The following is a 20,776-nucleotide window of genomic DNA, read 5'->3' on the forward strand; positions in this document are numbered from 1 at the left end:
CCCGGACCGACCGCCCATGGGTGGCGGTCGGTCGTGGCTGCCTTCCCTCACGTGGCCAGCTGGGAGAACCGGCCCCCATGATGGATCAGCGGTCCACCGCCGCCGTCCCCGATCTGACCCGCCTCGACCACCCGGCCGATGACCAGCGCGTGATCCTGCACCGGCAGGCGACTGATCGGCGCGAGAGCCAGCCAGGCGAGGACGCCGTCGAGCACCGGCAGGCCCAGGACGCCGCGGTGCCATGCCGTCCGGGGCCCGAACTTCGCGCTGCCCGGCTCGGCGAACCTGCGCGCCAGCTCCTCCTGGTCCTGCGCGAGCAGGTGGACCATGACGTGCGGCGCGCTCTGCACGGTCGCCCAGGACGCCGAGTGCAGGCCGACGGTGAACGAGAGCAACGGCGGGTCGAGCGAGATCGAGGCCAGCGAGGTGGCGCAGAAGCCGACGGGCGACTCCTGGCCGGCGGTGATGACGGCGACGCCCTTGGCGTGGTGGCGCATGACCACCCGAAACAGGCTCGCCCCCACGGCGGGCGCGCCCTCCCGCGCCGGCCCGTCGGCCGCCGCCTCCTCCGGCACGGCCGCGCCCTCCCCGTCACCCGAGGCCCGCGCCTGGGAGGCGACCGTCGTCACGCCACACCCTCCGGCGCACCGGCTTCGTCGAGCAGGCCGGCACCGTCCAGCGTGAGCTGTGCCAGGAACGGCGACTTCTCGCCGGGACCGTACGCCGCCAGGTGGGCGCGCCAGTCGGAGCGGGCACCCTCGACGTCCGCCAGCGCGTGGCGGCTGGCCCCGCGGCGGTAGAGCAGGTCGGGATCCTCCTCGGCCAGCTCGGCGACCGCGATGTCGAGGTCCGCCAGCGCCCGGCGGTGCTCCCCGAGGTCCTGCAGCGCGAGCGCGCGGTTGGCCCGCAGGGCGGCGTCGTCGTCGAGCGCGATCGCGTGGTCGAGGTCGTCGACCGCCTGCGCCGCCCGGCCGGCGGAGTACGCCAGCACGGCCCGGTTCGCCCAGGCCGCCACGAAGCCCGGGTCCTGCTCCAGCGCCGCGGTGAAGCTCGCGAACGCGGCGTCCACGTCGCCGGCCTCGGCGAGCAGCGAGCCCTGGGCGGAGAGCAGGTTCGCGTTCTTCGCATCCAGCCCCAGGCCCACCTCGACGTCGGCACCGGCCCGCTCCAGCTCGCCGAGCGCCATCAGCAGGTCGGCCCGGTTGACGTACGAGTCGACGTGGACGGGATCGAGCAGCACGGCGTGGTCCAGGTCCCGCAGGGCGGCCTCCTCCTCCCCCAACTCCCGCAGCAGGTCGGCCCGGTTGAAGTACGCCTCATGGAACGGCGGGCTCAGCCGGATCGCCTCGGCGTAGTCCGCCAGCGCCTCGGCGTACTGGCCGGCCGCGCGGCGCTCGCCGGCCCGCTCGAAGTAGTAGTCGCCGTAGTCCGGGTCGCGACTGATCACCAGGTCGTAGTCCGCCAGTGAGCCGTCGTGCTCGCCCCGGGCGGCCAGGATCTGCGCCCGGTTGTACACCAGCACGCTGCGGTGCAGGAGTTGCTCACCCGGACCGAGGTCGGCGTCGGTCATCGCGATCGCCTCGTTCACCAGTGCCAGAGCGCCTTCCAGGTCGCCGCGGTGCAGCTCGACCAAGGCCTTCGCGTTGCGCATGAACGCGCCGACGAAGACGCGCCGGTGCGGTTCCGGGTGGCGGTCGGCCAGCGCTATCGCGGTGTTGACCCACTCCAGCGCCCGGTTCTCGTCGTGCATGCCCTTGGGCAGGTGGCGGGTGTAGAGCATCGCCATCATGTAGCAGCTGCTCATGTGGATCTCGGGGTCGATGGTGCCCGCGCGCAGTTCGGCGAAGTAGTCGAAGCCCTTCTCGCCGCGCCGCAGGTAGGACAGGCAGGCCCCGACCTTGGCGGTGAGGTTCCAGTAGTGCCGGGGCCGCTCGGCGCCGAACAGCAGCCGGCCGCGCAGCGAGATCTCCAGCGCCGCCTCGTAGAAGCCCCCGTCGAAGCAGACGTCGGCGGCCTCGATGAAGGCCTCCCCGCCGACCCCGGCCGGGTCCGTGCCGTGCTCCAGGTGGTACAGCAGCGCCCCCAGCTTGACGGCCGGTTCGTCCAGGGCGGCCAGCCGGGCCGCGCGCTCGCTGTGCCGACGGGCCCGCTCGTCGGCCGGCAGCTCGGCGTAGGCGGCCCGGAGCTCCGGGTCCCCGCTGGTGCCGTCGGAGTCGACGAACAGCTGCGCGAGGTCGGCGTCGGCGGTCGGTTCGGTCCGTTCGGCCGGGGCCTGGCGCGGGCTCGCCACCCGGTCCGTGTGGCCGGCCAGCGCCTGGGCGAGGGCGTCGTCGTCCACCTCGCCCTCGCTCTCCACCAGCACGGTCAGCACGCGTGGGTCGCACCGGCGCAGCAGCACGCCCACCAGCTCGCTGTCGGTGGGGTCGGCGTCCGCCAGCTCGCGGAACGCGACGACCACGCCGCCCGGGTGGCACAGCCGGGCCCAGTCCGTCAGCAGCTCGGCGACGCCGTGCGCGATGCGCAGGGTGCGGGCCACCGGGTAGAAGCGGGTGCGCTCGGCGCGGCTGGCGAGGTTGGTGAGCGTCTGCGGCGCGATCGGGACCAGCGGGGCGAGGTCCGGTGCGAGGGCGATGATCTCGATGGCCCGGGCCGCCACCAAGTCGGCGTCGCGCTGGGCCAGTTCGGGTACGACGCGGCGCAGCAGGTCCCCGCCGCCGGTGTACGGTCCGCGCAGCCGGCGGTGACAGCGCACCTCGACGTGGGGCGTGGGCGCGGCTGGGAGCCGGCCGGCGGGGGTGTCGGCGTGGGCCCGGGCGGGGGCGGCGGCCCAGTAGTGGCGGGTCGGGGACGAGGTCATGACAGAGCTCCTTGGGTTGAGGCCTTGCGGGCTCGCCGGTCCCGCACGGCGACGTACAGCAGCAGACCGAACTGCAGCGACGTCAGGCCGACGAAACTGACCGCGTCGAGGATGCCGGTGGTCGCGGTCCCCGATCCCCTGAAGCGGTCGATGATCAGCGTGCAGAAGTGCACGGTGGTGGGAATGCCGGCCCACAGGAGGCTCCCGAGGGAGAAGCCGTAGCCTGCCACCAGGAAGGGCGCGTACACCCGCGCCATCGCGCGGTCCCGCTCCGTCCAGTCGGCGTCGGCGTCGGGCTCGGAGGGCGTGCGGCCCAGCAGGCGCTGGAAGCGCGTGCGCAGGTAGAAGCGGGTGGCGTCGTGCAGCTCCGAGCAGCGCAGGGCGTTGGTCAGGACGTAGTAGAGGTCGGTCCGCAGGTAGAACATGAACTGCCAGATCATGCGCATCACGCAGGTGAACGACACGGCCAGGCAGAGCGCGGGACACCACGCCGGAACGCCGGGGCCGCGCAGGAGCAGCGCGAGCAGCGTCAGTCCCGCCATCAGCACGGCGTCGGAGAGCATCCCTGCCAGGAACGGCAGGTACCGTCGCCGCCTGGGCACGCTGAACAGGGAGTCCAGCTGCGTCTCGGCGACCAGGTAGTACATCCGGCGGCTGATCGTGAGCCTGGAGGGCAGGCCGAGCCGGCGGCCGGAGAGCGCGTGGTACCCCTCGTGGAGCAGGATGCAGGGAATCTGCACCACGGTCAGGGTGATCGGGATCAGCGCGAGGTGCTCGGTGAAGAACACGTCGTGGTAGGACGGCCGCAGCCAGGAGTGGCGCACCATCGCGACGAGCGCGGCGACCGTCAGCGCGCCGTAGCACAGCCAGGCCGGCCACGAGAACGTCCAGCGCCCCAACCGCCGCCAGCGCAACGGCGCCTGGACCGGCGCCTCCTCACCCTCGGGCAGCAGGAACTGCAGCTCCTCCAGGGCTTCCAGGAAGTCCTCGACGTCCAGCGGCTCCCCGCAGGTCTGTTCGTACCAGGCCGCCACGCCGGCGACCGGCTGGCCGGAGTCGAGCATCCGCAGGGCCTGCGCGCCCTCCTCGGGGAACATGGCGTACGAGGCGATGTCCGGCCGGCCGACCATGACGCCCTCGTCCTCGGCGACCATCGTGAGCCTGTGCAGGCGGACGGTGCTGCCACCCGATGCGGTCACGGTCATCCGGCGTGTGCCTCTCTGTGCTGCGGAGCTCTGGGCGGACGGTTGGGCGGCGCCGGGGGGGGTGGGAGCCGGGCTCCGGCAGGGTGCGGGAGCCCGGCTCCCACCGTTGTCTGCGCCTTAGAAGGAGCAGCAGTAGTACGCGGCGCTGGTCAGCCGGATGGTGCCGGCCTTGCGGATCGACATCTTCTTCATGGGGTTTCCTCCTCCCGGTCCTCTCGCAGGGGTTTCACCGGGGCGTTCGACGGTGACGGCGAACGTCGCCAAGCCTGCGGGGAAGCGGGCTCAGGCACGTCGACAACATGACGTAGGCCGGTCGGCGGGAATTGACTACCCGCCCCTGCCGGCGTCGGCTTCCGCAGCCAGGATGGACCGAATTCAGGCCAGTCTTCACAGCTGCTGCGCATCCCATCGACAGAGCGCACCGACATCGGGAAACTCTGCGCATGACTGAGTCGGCACCCTTCGTCGGACGATCCGAAGAGCAGACCGCCGTGGCCCTCGCCTATGCACGGGCCGCCGGTGGCCGGGCCCAGGTTCTGCTGGTCAGCGGTGAGGCCGGCCTCGGAAAGACCCGGCTGATCGAGGAGTTGGCCGTGCTGGTCAGTGCCACCACCGGCGCTGCCCAACTGCGGATCGGCGAGTCCGTGCCGCTGAGCGGAACGACCCTGGCGTACGGGCCGTTCGTGGCGGCACTGCGTGACCGGGCCGACTGGCTCTTCGCCGACGACGGCGCGGCCGATCTGCTCACCGCGCGCCAGCGCCTGTTCGAGCGGATGCTCGGCCTGCTCGGCGAACTTTCCTCACAGTCGCCGCTGGTGCTGGTCCTGGAGGACCTGCACTGGGCCGACGAGTCCACCCGCGAACTGCTCGCCTTCCTCGCGGTCCGGCTGCGCGAGCAGCGGGTGATGATCGTCGCCACGATCCGTGAGGAGGACCTGAGCCGCGACGCCCGGCGCTGGCTCGCCGAACTGGCGCGACGCCCCAGGGTGACCCGGCTGCGCCTTGTCGGCCTCGCCGACGCCGAAGTCGCCGACCTGGTCGGCGCGTTGCTGCCGCCCGACGCCGACCAGGCCCGGCTGGCGGCCGTCGTCTCGGCCGCCGGCGGGAACCCGCTCTACGCCCAGGAACTCGTCCGGGCCGGCCCGCACTGGCCGCCGGCCTCGATCGCCGAGGTCGTGCTGGCCCGGGTGGCCGGTGTCGAGCCGCCGGTCCGGGAGGTGATCGACCAGATCTCGGTGACGGACAGCGGGATGTCGCACGAACTCCTCGCGGCGACCGTGCCGTTACCCGAGCCCGTGCTGCTGGCCGCCACCCGGCAGGCGGTGGCGCTGCGGCTGCTCGTCGCGATCGGCGACGGCTACGCCCTCCCGCACGCACTGACCCGGCAGATCCTCTACACCGACCTGCTACCGGGCGAACGCCGCCGCCTGCACCGGCGGTTCGCCGGCGCGCTCGCCGAGCGGGAGGGGTCCGACCCGGCGCTCCTGGCCCGGCACTGGCAGTTGGCCGACTGCCCGGACCGGGCCGCAGCCGCGGCGCTGGTGGCGGCGCGGCTGGCCGTCGCGGCGCGCGCCTATCCCGAGGCCGACCGACTGTACGCACTGGTCGTGGAGTTGGCGCAGTGGCTGGCCCAGTGGGGGCCAGGGGTGTGGGAGGAGGCGGCCTACGCGGCGAGCCTCGCCGGCGATCCGGGGCGGGCCACCGGGTACGTCGCGCGCGCGCTCGCCGACCTGGCCTCTGACGTATCGTCAGCTCCGCGGGAGACCGCTGCCGGCAGCGGGGACGCCCGGGTCTGCGGCCGGGCCCGTCTCCTCGAACGCCTCGGGCGCTACCAGTGGGAGTCCGGCGACCCCCGGGCCGCCGTAGCGGCCACCGAGCAGGCGGTGGCGCTGCTGGACGACGTCCCGCCCTGCGCGCTGCAGGCCCGGGTGCTGGCCGCGACCGCCACCGGACACATGCTGCTCGGCGAGCCCGACCAGGCGCTGCCGCTGACGCAACGGGCGCTCCTGGTGGCCGAACAGGTCGGCGCGGTCTCCGAGCACGCCCACGCCCTCACCACGCTCGGCATCCTGCGTGCCCAACGCGGCGAGCTGGTGGCCGGACTCGACGCCCTGCGCGCCGCGTTCGCCCTGGCCCACCGCGCCGGCAACGTCGAGGACGTGGTGCGCGCCGCCAGCAGCCACATGTACCTGCTCTGCACGGCCGGCCGCTTCACCGAGGCACTCGACGTGGCCCGCGACGGCCGGCGGGCGGCGCGCAGCCTGGGCGCCCCACCCACGCTCACCGCCGTCCTGGACAACAACACCGCCGCGGTCCTGGTCGCCACCGGGCGCTGGACCGAGGCCGACCACCTGTTGGCCGGACTGGTCGGCGAGTCCGCCCCGAACGTCACACGGTATCTGCACCTCCTGCAAATGGAGTTGGCCGTCGCCCGGGACGAAAGGCAACGCGCCGGGGAACTGGCCGCCGCGCTGGCCGGCTCCCCCGACGATCCCCGACTCATCGGCCCGTTGCACGCCTGCCTCGCCGAACAGGCACTCAGCGCGGGCGACCTGACGCTGGCGGCCGAGGAGGTGCTGCGCGGACTGGCCGTCCTGAGCAAGGGCACGCTGCCCGAGGAGGAGATCCGGCTGCTCGCGGACGGCAGCCGCGTCGCCGCCGACCTCGCCCTGCTGCCCGACCCGATGCGCCCGCGCGACCTGGCCATCGGCTGGGGTCCGGCCGCCGACACCTTCACCGACCGCGCGCGGGCCATCGTCGACCAGCACGGCACCGAACCGCTGGTGGCCGCCCTCGGCGCCCTGGTCCACGCCGAACGCGCCCGCCAGGACCGGACGGACGACCGGGCGACCTGGCGCGCCGTGGCCGACTCCTGGCAGGTCGCCGACCAGCCCTACCGCGAGGCGTACGCGCGCTACCGCGAAGCCGAGACGGCGATCCGCGCCGGACGCCGCGACCAGGCCGAACGCGCCCTCGCCGCCTGCGCCGGCCTGGCCCGCCACCTCGCCGCCCGGCCGCTGCTCCGACTCGCCCATCACCTGGCGGAGCGCGGCCGGTTGACCGACCACACCGGCTCGACCGGCCCCCCCGACGCCGTCCGTGCCCGCTTCGACCTCACCGAACGCGAGTCCCAGGTGCTCGCCCTCCTCTCCAACGGCGAGAGCAACCGCCAGATCGCCCGTTCCCTGTTCATCAGCGACCGCACCGTCGCCGTCCACGTCTCCCACATCCTCGACAAACTCGGCGTCCGCAACCGCACCGAAGCGGCCCTGGTCCACTCATCCCCCCGCCTCACCAAGGAGCGCGATGTTCAGCATCAGCAGTAGAAGAGTCCGCGGCTGGATCCCGAGCTACTTCCGCAGACCGACATCCCGCCGCCGCCCCTGGCTCTGTCCCTCCAGACCGCCGGCCACCCCGTGTACCACCGCATGAATGGCCGTCCCCCACGGCGTTCGCTGAGCGCGGTCAGGCCTGGTGACGGCGGTGGCGGTAGAACTCGGCGGTGTCGGGCTCCAGCGGGGTGTTGCCCAGCAGGAGGTCGGCGGCCTTCTCGGCGAGCATCATCACGGGCGCGTAGATGTTGCCGTTGGTCACATACGGCATCGCGGACGCGTCGACCACGTGCAAGCCCTCGAGCCCGTGCACGGCCAAGGTGGCCGGGTCGAGCACCGACATCTCGTCCGTGCCCATCCGGGCGGTGCAGGAGGGGTGCAGCGCGGTCTCGCCGTCCTTGGCCACCCACGCCAGGATCTGCTCGTCGCTCTCGACGCCCGGTCCGGGCGAGATCTCGCCGTCGCTGAACTCGGCGAAGGCGTCCTGACCGAGGATCGTGCGGGTGACCCGCATCGCCTCGACCCATTCCCGCCGGTCCTGCTCGGTGGAGAGGTAGTTGAACCTCAGCGCGGGGTGCTCGCGCGGATCCCTCGACCTGATCTTCACCGAGCCGCGGGCGTCGGAGTACATGGGCCCGATGTGCACCTGGTACCCGTGCCCGCCCGCCGGCGCGGAGCCGTCGTAGCGCACCGCGATGGGCAGGAAGTGGAACATCAGGTTGGGGTAGGCGACCTCCTCATTGCTGCGGACGAAGCCGCCGCCCTCGAAGTGGTTGGTCGCTCCGGGGCCCTTGCGCAGAAAGAGCCACTGGGCGCCGATGAAGGGGCGCCGCCACAGCTTCATGGCCGGCTGCATCGACACCGGCTGCTTGCACGCGTGCTGCACGTACACCTCCAGGTGGTCCTGGAGGTTCTCGCCGACGCCGGGCAGGTGCTGGACGGTCCTGATACCGAGCGCGTCCAGCTCCGCGGCGTTGCCCACCCCGGAGAGCTGGAGCAGCTGCGGGGAGTTGATCGCACCGCCGCACAGGATCACCCGACCGCCGCTCACGCGATGCAGCGTGCCGCCGTGGCTGTACTCCACGCCGACCGCGCGCTTGCCGTCGAACAGGACGCGGGTGACCAGGGCCCGGGTCTGCACGTCGAGGTTGGGGCGCTCCTTGACCGGGTGCAGGTAGGCGCGGGCGGCGCTGAGGCGGCGACCGCGGCGCAGGTTGCGGTCGAAGGCGGCGAAGCCCTCCTGGCGGTAGCCGTTCACGTCGTCGGTCAGCGGGTAGCCGGCCTGCTGGACGGCCTCGAAGAACGCCGAGAACAGCGGATTGGCGACCGGCCCGCGCTCCAGCACGAGGGGGCCCTGATGCCCTCGGAAGGCGCTCCCCCCGTCGGCGAGACAGTTCTCCATCCGCTTGAAGTACGGGAGGCAGTGGGCGTAGTCCCAGTCCTTCATGCCGGGGTCGGCGGCCCAGCGCTCGTAGTCGAGCGGGTTGCCGCGCTGGAAGATCATGCCGTTGATGCTGCTGGAGCCGCCGAGCACCTTGCCCCGGGCGTGGTAGATCCTGCGCCCGTTCATGAACGGTTCCGGCTCGGACTCGTACTGCCAGTCGTAGAAGCGGCTGCCGATCGGGAAGGTCAGGGCGGCCGGCATGTGGATGAAGACATCCCACGGGTAGTCAGGCCGGCCGGCCTCCAGCACCAGCACGCGGTTGGCGGGGTCGGCGCTGAGCCGGGCCGCGAGCCCGCAGCCGGCCGAACCTCCGCCGACGATGATGAAGTCGTACTGCTGCAAGGTCATGGGTGTCCTGCCAAGTCTGGCGAGGTGGCGAGTTCAGCTCTGGAGGTCGAGCGTTTCTCTAGGAGAGACCGAGTTCAGATTGCGCAACAGTCTCCGGATCGTTCCAGGGCTCGTCAACCCCCTCACTGCCTCCCCTCGCCGCACTGTTGTGCTTGACGCAACAGCGTGCGTAGTCTGAAACAGCATTGAGGAGGTAGTCCGCGATGTCCCATCAGTTGCCGTCCCATCAGTTGCCCGAACACCCCGACTGGCTGTGGCGCACCCCCGACCCCAAGCGCTCCTACGACGTGATCATCGTCGGCGCGGGAGGCCACGGGCTGGCCACCGCCTACTACTTGGCCCGCAACCACGGCATCACCAACGTCGCCGTGCTCGAGCGCGGCTGGCTGGCCGGCGGCAACATGGCCCGGAACACCACCATCATCCGGTCGAACTACCTGTGCGAGGAGAGCGCGGCGCTCTACGAACACGCGCTGAAGCTCTGGGAGGTGCTGCCCCAGGAGTTGGACTACGACTTCCTCTTCAGCCAGCGCGGTGTGCTCAACCTGGCCCACACCCTCCAGGACGTCCGCGAGGGCACCCGCCGGGTGAACGCCAACCGGCTCGGCGGGGTCGACGCCGAATGGCTGGACCCCGACCAGGTCCGTGAGTTCTGTCCGATCGTCAACACCTCTCCCGACGTGCGCTATCCGGTCCTCGGCGCGACCCTGCAGCCGCGGGCCGGCATCGCCAAGCACGACCATGTCGCCTGGGCGCTGGCGCGCAGGGCGGACGCGTACGGCGTCGACCTGATCCAGGGTTGCGAGGTCACCGGGTTCCTGCGCGAGGGCGACCGGGTGACCGGCGTGCGGACCAACCGGGGCCCGATCAGCGCGGGCAGGGTCGCGCTGGCCGCCGCCGGGCACAGCAGCGTCCTCGCCGACCTGGTCGGGCTGCGACTGCCCATCCAGAGCCACCCCTTGCAGGCCCTCGTCTCCGAACTGCTCGAACCCGTGCACCCGACTGTCGTGATGTCCAACCACGTGCATGTGTACGTGAGTCAGGCGCACAAGGGCGAGCTGGTCATGGGCGCGGGCGTGGACTCCTACAACGGCTACGGGCAGCGCGGGTCGTTCCACCTGATCGAGCATCAGATGGCGGCCGCGCTCGAACTGTTCCCGATCTTCGCCCGGGCGCACGTGCTGCGGACCTGGGGCGGCATCGTCGACGTCACCCCCGACGCCTCGCCGATCATCGGCCCGACGCCGATCGAGAACCTCTACCTCAACTGCGGGTGGGGCACCGGCGGTTTCAAAGCGACGCCCTCCTCCGGATGGGTGTACGCGCACACCATCGCCACCGGCGAGCCGCACCCGCTGGCGGAGCCCTTCGCGCTGGAGCGGTTCACCACCGGCGCGCTCATCGACGAGCACGGCGCCGCCGCCGTCGCGCACTAGGAGTGCAGCATGCTGCTGATCGCCTGTCCGTGGTGCGGCGAACGGGAAGAGCTCGAGTTCCACTACGGCGGCCAGGCCCATGTCCCCTACCCGGCGGACCCCGAGGGCCTGTCCGACGGTGAGTGGGCCGAGTACCTCTTCGTCCGCGACAACCCCAAGGGCCCCTTCGCGGAACGCTGGTCGCACGCCGCCGGGTGCCGGCGCTGGTTCAACCTGATCCGACACACCGTCACCCACGAGATCCTGGCCGTGCAGAGCAATCGCCCGGTGGCGGCCGGTCAGCCGAAGCCGGTGCTCCCATGACGAACCATCATCGCCTGGCGCGCGGCGGGCGGGTCGACCGCTCCGCTCCCCTGCGCTTCACCTTCGACGGCGTGGAGTACACCGGGCTGCGAGGCGACACCCTCGCCTCCGCCCTGCTCGCCAACGGCGTGCTGCACACCGCCCCCAGCCTGCACCGCGGGCGGCCGCGCGGCATCGCCACGGCCGGGGTCGAGGAGCCCAACGCCCTGGTGCAGCTCGAGGGTCCCTGCTCGGAGCCGATGCGGCTCGCGACGACGGTCGAGCTCTACGAAGGCCTCTCGGCGACCAGCCTGCGCGGCCTCGGCCGCCTCGACCCGGCCACCGACGAAGCCGTCTACGACAAGATGCACGTCCACACCGACGTCCTGGTCGTCGGCGGCGGCCCGGCCGGCCTGGCCGCCGCGCTCACCGCCGCACGCTCGGGCGCCCGGGTGGTCCTGGTCGACGACCAGCCGGAACTCGGCGGCTCCCTGCTCGCCGGGCGGGAGGAGATCGACGGCCGTCCGGCGCTCGACTGGGTGGCAGAGGTCCGGGCGGAGCTGGCCGCGCAGGCCGACACCCGGATCCTCAGCAGGTCGACGGCGACCGGCTACTACGACCACAACTACCTGCTCGTCGCCGAGCACCGCACCGACCACCTCGGCGCGCACCCCGTTCCCGGCGTCTCCAGGCAGAGGCTTTGGCACCTCCGGGCCCGCCGGGTGGTCCTGGCGACCGGCTCCCACGAGCGGCCGATGGTCTTCGCCGGGAACGACCTGCCGGGCGTGATGTCCGCCGCCGCCGTGCGCGCGTACGTCAACCGGTACGCCGTGCTCCCCGGCCACCACTGCGTCCTGCTGACCACCAACGACCACGCCTACGCCACCGCGCTCGACCTGGTCGCGGCCGGCGCGCAGGTGGCGGCGCTCGTCGACACCCGGCCCCGGCCACCGGCTGACCTGGTGGACTGCGCGCGCCGCGCCGGGATCGAGGTGATCGCCGGATCGGCCGTGGTCGGTGCTCAGGGCGCGGCGCGTGTGGAGGCGGTGCGGATCGCCGCGCTCGATGCCGACGACGCTCCCCCAGCCTTCGGCTGGGGGAGCCCCCCTAGCGGCCCCGTCCGCGAGGTGGCGTGCGACCTGCTCGCCGTCTCGGGGGGCTGGAGCCCGGCCGTTCAGCTGTGGAGCCAGTCCCAGGGCAGCCTGCGCTATGACGAGGAACTGGCCGCGTTCGTCCCGGCGGAGGCGGCGCAGCTGGTCGACAGCGTCGGCGCCGCGCGCGGCGTCCTCGACCTGGCCGGGTGCCTGGACGACGGGTTCGCCGCCGGCGCCGAGGCGGCCGCACTGGCCGGCTTCCCGGTCGCCGTGCCCTCTACCCCGCCCAACTCCGGTGACGGCCGGCCCGCTCGGCCGCGACCGGTGTGGGTCGTCCCCGGCGAGGAGGGCGACCCGTCGCAGTGGAGCGACCACTTCGTCGACCTCCAGCGCGACGCGACGGTCGCGGACGTGCAGCGCGCGATCCGGGCCGGCATGCGCTCGGTCGAGCACATCAAGCGGTACACGACCATCGGCACCGCGCACGACCAGGGCAAGGCCTCCGGGGTGAGCGCCACCGGCGTCATCGCCCGGCTGCTCGGCGCCCGCTCGCCGGGCGAGGTCGGCACCACCACCTTCCGCGGCCCGTACGTACCGCTCACGTTCGCGCTGCTCGCCGGGCGCGAACGCGGCGCCCTCTTCGACCCGGTGCGCACCACCGCGATCCACCCCTGGCACGTCCGGCATGCCGCCGTCTTCGAGAACGTCGGCCAGTGGAAGCGCCCCCGGTACTACCCGCGGCCCGGGGAGGCGATGGAGGCGGCCGTCCTGCGCGAGTGCGGCGCGGCCCGCCAGGGCGTCGGCGTGATGGACGCCACCACCCTCGGCAAGATCGACGTCATCGGCCCCGACGCCGGCGAGTTCCTGAACCGGGTCTACACCAACGCCTTCGCCAAGCTGGCCGTCAACTCGGCGCGCTACGGCGTGATGTGCCGCGCCGACGGCATGGTCTTCGACGACGGCGTGACCCTGCGCCTGGCCGCCGACCACTACGTCATGACGACCACGACCGGGAACGCCGCAGCCGTCCTCGACTGGCTGGAGGAGTGGCTGCAGACCGAATGGCCCGAGCTGCGGGTGCGGTTCACCTCGGTGACCGAGCAGTGGGCCACGGTCGCGGTGGTCGGCCCCGGATCACGTGAGGTGCTCGCCGCCCTCGCCCCGGAGCTGGACGTGTCGAACGAGGCCTTCCCCTTTATGACGGCCCGTCAGACCACCCTGGCCAACGGCGTTTCGGCGCGGATCTGCCGGATCTCCTTCTCCGGCGAACTGGCCTTCGAGATCAACGTCGCGAGCTGGTACGGCCTCGCCACCTGGGAGTCGGTGATGCAGGCCGGCGAACCCCTGGGCATCACCCCGTACGGCACCGAGACCATGCACGCCCTGCGCGCCGAGAAGGGCTACCCCATCGTCGGCCAGGACACCGACGGCACGGTCACCCCGCACGATCTCGGCATGGAGTGGGTCGTCTCCCGGCACAAGGACTTCATCGGCAGGCGCTCCTTCGCCCGCGCGGACACCGCGCGCACCGACCGCAGGCAACTGGTCGGCCTGCTGCCGGTGGACCCCGACATGCTGCTGCCGGAAGGCGCGCAACTCGTGGCGGAGGCCGAAGTCGCGTTGCCCACACGGGCGTTGGGACACGTCACGTCCAGCTACCGCAGCACCGCGCTCGGCCGCACCTTCGCCCTGGCGCTGGTGGCCGGCGGGCGGGCGCGGCTGGGCGAGACGGTGTACGCACCGCTGGCGAGCGGCGCCGTGATCGCCGCCACCATCACCGACACCGTGCTCTACGACCCGAAGGGGACCCGCCGTGACGGCTGAGAATCTGCGAACCTTGCGGCGCAGCCCGCTCGGGCACCTCGCCGACGTCTTCGCCGCGCGCTCGACCGCCGGTGAGCGCGGTGTGCGGCTGCGCGAGGTGCCCTTCCTGGCGCAGCTCAACCTCCAGCTCTTCCCGCACAGTTCGGCCGCCGAGCGGATCGCGTCGGCCCTGGGCGAGCCGCTACCGACCGCCCCGAACACCGCCGTGCGAGCGGGCGACCTGCGGGTGCTCTGGCTCGGCCCGCAGGAGTGGCTGCTCATCGGCCCGGACGGCTCGGCGCCCGCGACGGCGGACCTGCTGCGCGCGGCGCTGGCGGACCAGCCCGGATCGCTGGTGGACGTCTCCGCCAACCGCACCACCCTCGAACTGGCCGGCCCCGCAGCCCGCGAGGTGCTGGAGAAGGGCTGCGCCCTGGACCTGCACCCGCGCTCCTTCGGACCCGGTCACTGCGCTCAGACCCTGCTCTCGAAGGTCGGCGTGATCCTCCACCAGCTGGACGCGGAGCCGACCTACCGCTTGCTGGTACGCGGATCCTTCGCGCAGTACCTGGCGGACTGGCTGCTCGACGCGATGGAGGAGTACCGGCAAGCTACCCGGTGAGGGTGGCGGTCTGCGTCAGCACGGCGACCACCAGCAGTGCGCCGACCGCCAGCACCGCCGCCACCTGGAGGACCGCCCGTCCCCGGCGCGGGGCGAAGACAAAGGCCATCCCCAGCAGCAGGCCGGCGAGCAGGCCGCCGAGGTGCCCCTGCCAGGAGGTGATGCCGGCCGAGGCGACCAGCCAGATGACGGAGCCGATCAGCTGGCGCCCGCCGCCCAGCGGGTCGGAGTGCATGCGGCGGGTCATCAGGAAGTAGGCGCCCACCAGTCCGAAGATCGCACCGGAAGCGCCGAGGGCGGCCTCGGTCGGCGAGATCAGGTAGCCGAGCACCGAGCCGCCGACCGCGGAGACCAGGTAGAGCGCCAGGAACCGGACCCGGCCGAGCTGTACCTCCATGACCCGGCCGAACAGCCACAGCGAGTACATGTTCAGCAGGATGTGCAGGACGCCGAAGCCCTGGCCGGGTGGCTCGTGGAGGAAGGCCGAGGTGAGCAGGCGGTACCACTCGCCGTGCGCGATACCGGCCAGATGGAAGCCGGGCGGCAGGGCGCCGGAGCCCTGGATGAGGTAGGCCCTGCCGTCCGGGCCGAGCAGGCCCTGGCCCAGGTTGTCGAAGCGGTCGACCGTGGTGGGCCGGGCCAGCTCCAGGACGTACGCCAGCACGTTGAGCGCGATCAGGACGTACGTCAGGACGGGAACGGCGATGAGGCGAGCGCCGAAGACCGTACGCGCCTCGCGCATGCCCTGGTGGCCGGCCCGCACGCACTCGGGGCACTGGTAGCCGACCGGCGCGTCGTGCATGCAGTTCGGGCAGATGTACCGCTCGCACCGGGTGCAGCGGATGTACGTCTCGTGCTGCGGATGCCGGTAGCAGCTGGGGGCGGGCGGCGCCTCGGGGGGCTGGGTGCCCTCGGGGACGTGCGTCGGGTTCATGGCGGGGCGGGTCTCCGTCTTGGGCCGTCGTGATCTGAACGCCACAAGGTAGCGAACAGGGGTGACGGTGTTCGCGAGCGGGGGCCTGCGCACCTGGAGGTCGATCAGCGCAGCCGATCGGTGACCCACGCGTGGAACGCCGCGATGTGGTGCTCGCTCGGCACCAGCACGCCGCCGGCCCGGTAGGCGCGCGAGTCCATGGCGGGCTGGCAGCGCTCGCAGGCGTCGAAGTCCTGCACGTTGACCCGGTGGAAGAGCTCCACCGAGCGGGAGACGTCGCGGCCCGCCTCGACCACGTCCTTGAGGAAGAGCCAGTCGCACTCGACCACGGTGTGGTCGGCGGCCAGCGGGTACATCCGGTGCACGATGGCGTGGTCGGGCACCAGGTTGACGAAGACCTGCGGCTTCATCGTGATCGCGTAGTACCTGCGGTCCTGCTCGGCGGTGACGGTCGGTATCCGGTCCACGCCCGCGCTGCCGTCGACGGTGAATCCCTCGGCCTCACCGGCGAACTCCGCACCGTGGCCGACGTAGTACTGCGCGGCGTAGCCGTCGGCGAACTCCGGTAGCACCTCCGTCAGTTCGGGGTGGATGGTCGCGCAGTGGTAGCACTCCATGAAGTTCTCGACGATCAACTTCCAGTTGGCGCGCACCTCGTAGCGAATCCGGCGGCCGACCGAGAGTTCGTCGAGCTGGTAGTGGTCGATGGCGGCCGGATCGCCGAGCCGCTCGGTCGCCGCGCCGAGGATGTCCGCCTCGAAGGAGGGCGGCTCCTCGGCCAGGCAGACCCACACATAGCCGAGCCACTCACGCACGTGCACCGGCACCAGGCCGTAGGTGGTGCGGTCCACATCCGGCATACCGGTCAGGTGGGGCGCGGCGACCAGCTTGCCGTCCAGGCCGTAGGTCCAGGCGTGGTAGGGACATTGGAAGGCCCGCCTGACCTCGCCGGTCTCCTCCGTGCACAGTCGCGCGCCGCGATGGCGGCAGATGTTGAGGAACGCCTTGACGGTGTTGTCCCGGGCCCGGGTCACCAGCACGCTCTCCCGGCCGACCTGCACGGTCTGGAACCTGCCGGGCTTGTCGAGGTCACCCGCCCGCACGGCGCAGAACCACAGCTGCTCGAAGATCTTCTCCTGCTCCAGCGCGAAGATCTCCGGGTCGGTGTAGGAGGAGCCGGGGAGGGTGGGGAGCAGGCTCGGCGGGAGTTCGGTCATGATGCTGGGCCTTTCGTCAGCGGCGGATGCGGGCCATCTTCGGGTCGAACAGCGGCTCCTCGGCGACGGTCGCGGGCAGCCGCTCGCCGAAGTACTCGACGCTCACCCGGGTGCCGGGGCCGGCGGCGGACCGCGGCAGCCAGGCGTAGGCGACGGAGGCGCCGATGCTGTACCCGTAGGCGGCGCTGGTGACGTACCCGGCGGGGACGCCCTCCACGTACACCGGTTCCTTGCCCATGACCACGGCCTGCGGATCGTCGAGCAGCAGGCAGACCAGTCGGCGTGACACCGTCTCCTCGCCGACGCCGAGCAGCGCCCGCCGACCGAGGAAGTCGCCCTTGTCCATCCGGACGGCGAAGCCGAGTCCCGCCTCGAAGGGGTTGTGCTCTGCCGTCAGGTCGGTGCCCCAGGACCGGTAACCCTTCTCCAGGCGCAGGCTGTTGAAGGCGCTGCGGCCGGCGGCGAGGACGCCGAGCGGCTGCCCGGCGGCCCACAGGGTGTCCCACAGCTGGGGGCCGCAGTCGGCGGTGGTGTACAGCTCCCAGCCGAGTTCGCCGACGTAGGACAGCCGCATCGCGGTGACCGGCACGTTGCCGACGTAGGCCTGCTTCGCCTTGAAGTAGCCGAAGCCCCGGTGCGAGAAGTCCGTGCCGGTGAGCGGCTGGAGCAGGTCGCGGGCGCGCGGGCCCCAGAGGCCGATGCAGCAGGTGCCTGCGGTGATGTCGCGGACCTGGACCGAACCGTCGTCGGGCAGCTGGCGGGTGAGCCAGTCGAGGTCGAGGTTGCCGTTGGCGCCGAGCTGGAAGCACCCTTCGCCGAGCCGGGCCACCGTCAGGTCGCTGCGTACGCCGCCGGTCTCGTCCAGCAGCAGGGTGTAGGTGACGGAGCCGACCGGTTTGTCGAGCTGATTGGTGGTCAGGTACTGCAGCAACGCGAGCGATCCCGGACCGGTGACCTCCAGCCGCTTGAGCGGGGTCATGTCGTACATCGCCACGCGCTCGCGGGTGGCCAGCGCCTCGGCGCCCGCGATCGGGGACCAGTAGCGCGAGGCCCACGCACCGCGTCCGGGGATCGAAGCCACCTCGGCCAGCGCGGCGTTGGCCTCGTACCAGTGCGGCCGCTCCCAGCCGGCGGCCTCGAGGAAGGAGGCCCCGAGTTCGCGCTGGCGGGCGTGGAAGGGGCTGACCCGCAGCGGGCGCGGCTCCCGCATGGGCTGCAGGGGGTGGATGATGTCGTAGACCTCGACGAAGTTCTGGCAGCTGCGCTGGTGCACGTAGGAGGGGGCGAGCTGCACCGGCTCGAAGCGGTTCAGGTCGCACTCGTGCACGTCGGTGCGCGGCGTGCCCTCGACCAGCCACTCGGCCATCGCCTTGGCCACGCCCCCGGAGTGGGTCACCCACACGGCCTCGGCGACCCAGAAGCCGCGCAGCTGCGGCGACTGCCCCATCAGTGGGAAGCCGTCGGTGGTGAAGGAGAAGATGCCGTTGAAGCCCTCCGCCACCTCGGCCCGGGCGAGCGCGGGCAGGAGCTGCTGCGAGTCGGCCCAGGCCGGCTCGAAGTCCGCTGCGGTGAACGGCAGCATCGAGGGCATCCCGGGCGCGCCCGGGAGGTCGTCCAGGTCAACGGGCATCGGGCGGTGGGCGTAGGAGCCGATGCCGATCCGGTCGCCGTGCTCGCGGTAGTAGAGGTCGCGGTCCTGGTGGCGCAGGATCGGCTTGGAGGCCTCCAGCGCCTCGGAGTTGTGGCCGGCCAGCGCGGGGAGCGGGGTGGTCCTGGCGTACTGGTGGGCCAGCGGGACCAACGGGACGGTGAGCCCGGCCATCCGGCCGATCTTCGGCCCCCAGAAGCCGGCGCAGGAGACGACCACGTCGGCGGGGAAGCTGCCCCGGTCGGTGGCGACGGCGGTGACCCGGCCACCCGCCGACTCGATCCCGGTGACGGTGTGGTGGGGCAGGAAGCGGGCACCGCGCTCGATCGCCCGCCGGGCCTGGGCCTCGCCGGCGCGCACGGCCTTGGCCAGACCGTCGGTGGGCACATGGAAACCGCCGAGCAGCCGGCCAGCGTCGAGCAGCGGGTGCAGGGCGGCGCACTGCTCGGGCTCGAGCAGCGCGCCCGCCACTCCCCAGGAGGCGGCCAGCCCGTGCTTGCGGGTCAGCTCGGCGAGCCGCTGCTCGGTGGTGGCCACCTCGAGCCCACCGACCTGCCGGAAGCACCACTCGCCGTCGAGGTTCAGTTCCGCGTACTTGCGGACGGTGTAGGACGCGAACTCGGTCATGGTCTTGGAGGAGTTGGTCTGGAACACCAGACCGGGTGCGTGCGAACTCGATCCGCCGGTGGCGAAGAGGGGGCCCTGCTCCAGCACGGTGACGTCGGTCCAGCCGCGCGCGGTGAGTTCGTCGCTCAGCGCGCAGCCGACGATCCCGGCACCGACGATCACGACTTTCGGTTGGACTGTCAAAGCATCCATCCCCTCAGGGAGTTGCATATGGCCCATGTTGCATATGGCGCATCCGACTGCGCGATGAGAAACAGACTCGACCTCACCCTGCGAGCTGTCAAGAGCCCGCCACCGGTGGTCGCCCCTGTCCGGGAAACCACCCCCTTGACAGGGATTTGAGGCCCTTTCATACTCGCCGCACAAGTTGCGCATGAAGACAGACGTCTCGTATCGCGCAACTCATCGAGAGGCGGCGGCCTGTGCCCCTGACTAGTGACCCAGCCTGTCTGCTGATCGACGGCGGCTGGACGCCGGCCGAGGACGGCCGGCAGCGAGCCGTCGTCAACCCCTTCGACGCGTCCACACTGGCGCTGGTCGCCGAAGCGTCAGCCGCCGACGTGGACCGGGCCGTACGCGCCGCCCGGGCGGCCTTCGACGAGGGCTCCTGGGCCCACGCCCCGGCCGCCCACCGCGCGGGCGTCCTGACGGCAACCGCCGACGCACTCCAGGAGCACCGCGAGGAACTGGCCCTGCTGGAAACGCTCGACACGGGCAAGACCCTCTCGGAGAGCCGCACCGACGTCGACGACGCCACGGCCGTGCTGCGCTACTACGCGGAGCTGTCGGCCGCCGACGCGAGCCGCACGGTCGACACCGGACGGCCCGGCGCGGTCAGCCGCGTGGTGCACGAGCCGGTGGGCGTCTGCGCGCTGATCACACCGTGGAACTACCCGCTGCTGCAGATCTGCTGGAAGCTCGCCCCGGCCCTGGCCGCCGGCAACACCGTGGTGGCCAAGCCCAGCGAGGTCACCCCGCTCACCACGATCCGTCTCTTCCGGCTGCTCCAGCGGCAGTTGGAGCGGGCCGGCGCGCCCAGCGGCACAGCGAACCTGGTCCTGGGCGGCGGCGCCATCGGTGCCGCGCTGGCCGAGCACCCCGCGGTGGACCTGGTCTCCTTCACCGGCGGTCTCGCCACCGGCCGCTCGGTGATGCGGGCGGCGGCCGACACCGTCAAGAAGGTCGCGCTGGAACTCGGCGGCAAGAACCCCAACATCATCTTCGCCGACGCCGATCTGGACGCCGCGGTCGACTTCGCGCTCACCGCCGCCTTCCTGCACTCCGGCCAGGTCTGCTCCGCCGGCTCGCGACTGCTGCTGCACCGAAGCCTGCACGCCGAGTTCACCGCCGAGCTGGCCCGCCGAGCCGACCTCATCCGGCTCGGCAGCGGGCTGGAGAAGGGCACCGAGACCGGTCCGCTGGTCTCCGCGGAACACCGGGAGAAGGTCGAGCGCCTGCTCGCGGGCGCTCTCGCCGAGGGCGCGGTGCTGCGCGCCGGCGGCGGCCGGCCCGCCGAGCCGGAGCTGCAGGCGGGCTTCTTCCTGCGACCCACCGTGCTCGACGGCTGCCACGCCGGCATGACGGTGGTGCGCGAGGAGGTGTTCGGCCCCGTCCTCACTGTCGAACTCTTCGACCAGGAGGACGAGGTGGTGGCCCTGGCCAACGACACCCCGTACGGTCTGGCCGGCGCGGTGTGGACCCAGGACGCCGAACGCGGCGAGCGAGTAGCGACCCGGCTGCGCCTGGGCACAGTCTGGATCAACGACTACCACCCGTACGTGCCGCAGGCCGAATGGGGTGGGTTCAAGCAGTCCGGCACCGGCCGCGAACTCGGGCCGTCCGGGCTGCGCGAGTACCAGGAGACCAAGCACATCTGGCGCACCGTCAGCCCTGCCGCCCAGCACTGGTTCGCCGGCTGACCTGGCAC

At 72.2% G+C, this 20,776-nt stretch carries 14 protein-coding genes; 6 read left to right on the top strand and 8 right to left on the bottom strand.

The annotated features are described in order from the left end of the window. Nucleotides 1–47 precede the first annotated feature (47 nt). The 4 genes from P3T34_RS02835 to P3T34_RS02850 all read right to left on the bottom strand — a co-directional run bounded on the left by P3T34_RS02835 (nt 48) and on the right by P3T34_RS02850 (nt 4,326). Nucleotides 48–497, bottom strand: coding sequence for a flavin reductase family protein (locus P3T34_RS02835; protein ID WP_280671792.1), 450 nt, complete (start codon nt 495–497; stop codon nt 48–50). Between the two features lie 128 nt (nt 498–625). After that, entirely contained in the window at nt 626–2,857 is a 2,232-nt protein-coding gene (locus P3T34_RS02840) for a tetratricopeptide repeat protein (RefSeq protein WP_280664358.1), read from the bottom strand. After that, entirely contained in the window at nt 2,854–4,062 is a 1,209-nt protein-coding gene (locus tag P3T34_RS02845; protein ID WP_280664359.1) for a hypothetical protein, read from the bottom strand. Before P3T34_RS02845 ends, P3T34_RS02840 begins: the two co-directional genes overlap by 4 nt. Before the next feature lie 117 nt (nt 4,063–4,179). After that, nucleotides 4,180–4,326 (bottom strand): hypothetical protein, encoded by a 147-nt coding sequence (locus P3T34_RS02850; protein ID WP_280664360.1) that lies wholly within the window; start codon nt 4,324–4,326, stop codon nt 4,180–4,182. A gap of 179 nt (nt 4,327–4,505) precedes the next feature. Here P3T34_RS02850 and P3T34_RS02855 point away from each other — a divergent pair, with 179 nt between their 5' ends. Then, nucleotides 4,506–7,388 (top strand): AAA family ATPase, encoded by a 2,883-nt coding sequence (locus tag P3T34_RS02855; protein WP_280664361.1) that lies wholly within the window; start codon nt 4,506–4,508, stop codon nt 7,386–7,388. 139 nt (nt 7,389–7,527) lie between these two features. Here the strand turns inward: P3T34_RS02855 and betA are convergent, their stop codons facing one another. Then, complete coding sequence (betA, locus tag P3T34_RS02860; RefSeq protein ID WP_280664362.1) at nt 7,528–9,186, bottom strand: choline dehydrogenase; 1,659 nt, start codon at nt 9,184–9,186, stop codon at nt 7,528–7,530. A 203-nt stretch (nt 9,187–9,389) separates the two neighbouring features. On the opposite strand from betA, the gene P3T34_RS02865 reads away from it, so the two are divergent. The 4 genes from P3T34_RS02865 to P3T34_RS02880 are packed head-to-tail and all read left to right on the top strand — an operon-like array spanning nt 9,390 to nt 14,423. Next, complete coding sequence (locus P3T34_RS02865) at nt 9,390–10,622, top strand: sarcosine oxidase subunit beta family protein (protein ID WP_280664363.1); 1,233 nt, start codon at nt 9,390–9,392, stop codon at nt 10,620–10,622. Nucleotides 10,623–10,631: 9 nt separating this feature from the next. Next, nucleotides 10,632–10,925, top strand: coding sequence for a sarcosine oxidase subunit delta (locus P3T34_RS02870; RefSeq protein ID WP_280664364.1), 294 nt, complete (start codon nt 10,632–10,634; stop codon nt 10,923–10,925). After that, nucleotides 10,922–13,822 carry a sarcosine oxidase subunit alpha family protein gene (locus P3T34_RS02875; RefSeq protein WP_280664365.1) on the top strand — a complete coding sequence of 967 codons (2,901 nt, stop codon included), beginning with the start codon at nt 10,922–10,924 and terminating at the stop codon, nt 13,820–13,822. Before P3T34_RS02870 ends, P3T34_RS02875 begins: the two co-directional genes overlap by 4 nt. Continuing rightward, a complete protein-coding gene (locus tag P3T34_RS02880; protein ID WP_280664366.1) occupies nt 13,812–14,423 on the top strand; it encodes a sarcosine oxidase subunit gamma family protein in 612 nt (203 codons plus the stop codon). Before P3T34_RS02875 ends, P3T34_RS02880 begins: the two co-directional genes overlap by 11 nt. Here the strand turns inward: P3T34_RS02880 and P3T34_RS02885 are convergent. The 3 genes from P3T34_RS02885 to P3T34_RS02895 all read right to left on the bottom strand — a co-directional run bounded on the left by P3T34_RS02885 (nt 14,413) and on the right by P3T34_RS02895 (nt 19,032). Further along, nucleotides 14,413–15,357 (bottom strand): rhomboid family intramembrane serine protease, encoded by a 945-nt coding sequence (locus P3T34_RS02885; RefSeq protein WP_280664367.1) that lies wholly within the window; start codon nt 15,355–15,357, stop codon nt 14,413–14,415. The genes P3T34_RS02880 and P3T34_RS02885 overlap by 11 nt on opposite strands. A gap of 104 nt (nt 15,358–15,461) precedes the next feature. After that, entirely contained in the window at nt 15,462–16,574 is a 1,113-nt protein-coding gene (locus tag P3T34_RS02890) for an aromatic ring-hydroxylating dioxygenase subunit alpha (protein WP_280664368.1), read from the bottom strand. 16 nt (nt 16,575–16,590) lie between these two features. Beyond that, nucleotides 16,591–19,032, bottom strand: coding sequence for an FAD-dependent oxidoreductase (locus tag P3T34_RS02895; protein ID WP_280664369.1), 2,442 nt, complete (start codon nt 19,030–19,032; stop codon nt 16,591–16,593). Nucleotides 19,033–19,271: 239 nt separating this feature from the next. Between P3T34_RS02895 and P3T34_RS02900 the strand changes: the two genes are divergently transcribed. Continuing rightward, a complete protein-coding gene (locus tag P3T34_RS02900) occupies nt 19,272–20,768 on the top strand; it encodes an aldehyde dehydrogenase family protein (RefSeq protein ID WP_280664370.1) in 1,497 nt (498 codons plus the stop codon). The last annotated feature ends 8 nt before the right edge of the window (nt 20,769–20,776 follow it).

This window comes from Kitasatospora sp. MAP12-44 (assembly GCF_029892095.1).
Lineage (GTDB): Bacteria > Actinomycetota > Actinomycetes > Streptomycetales > Streptomycetaceae > Kitasatospora.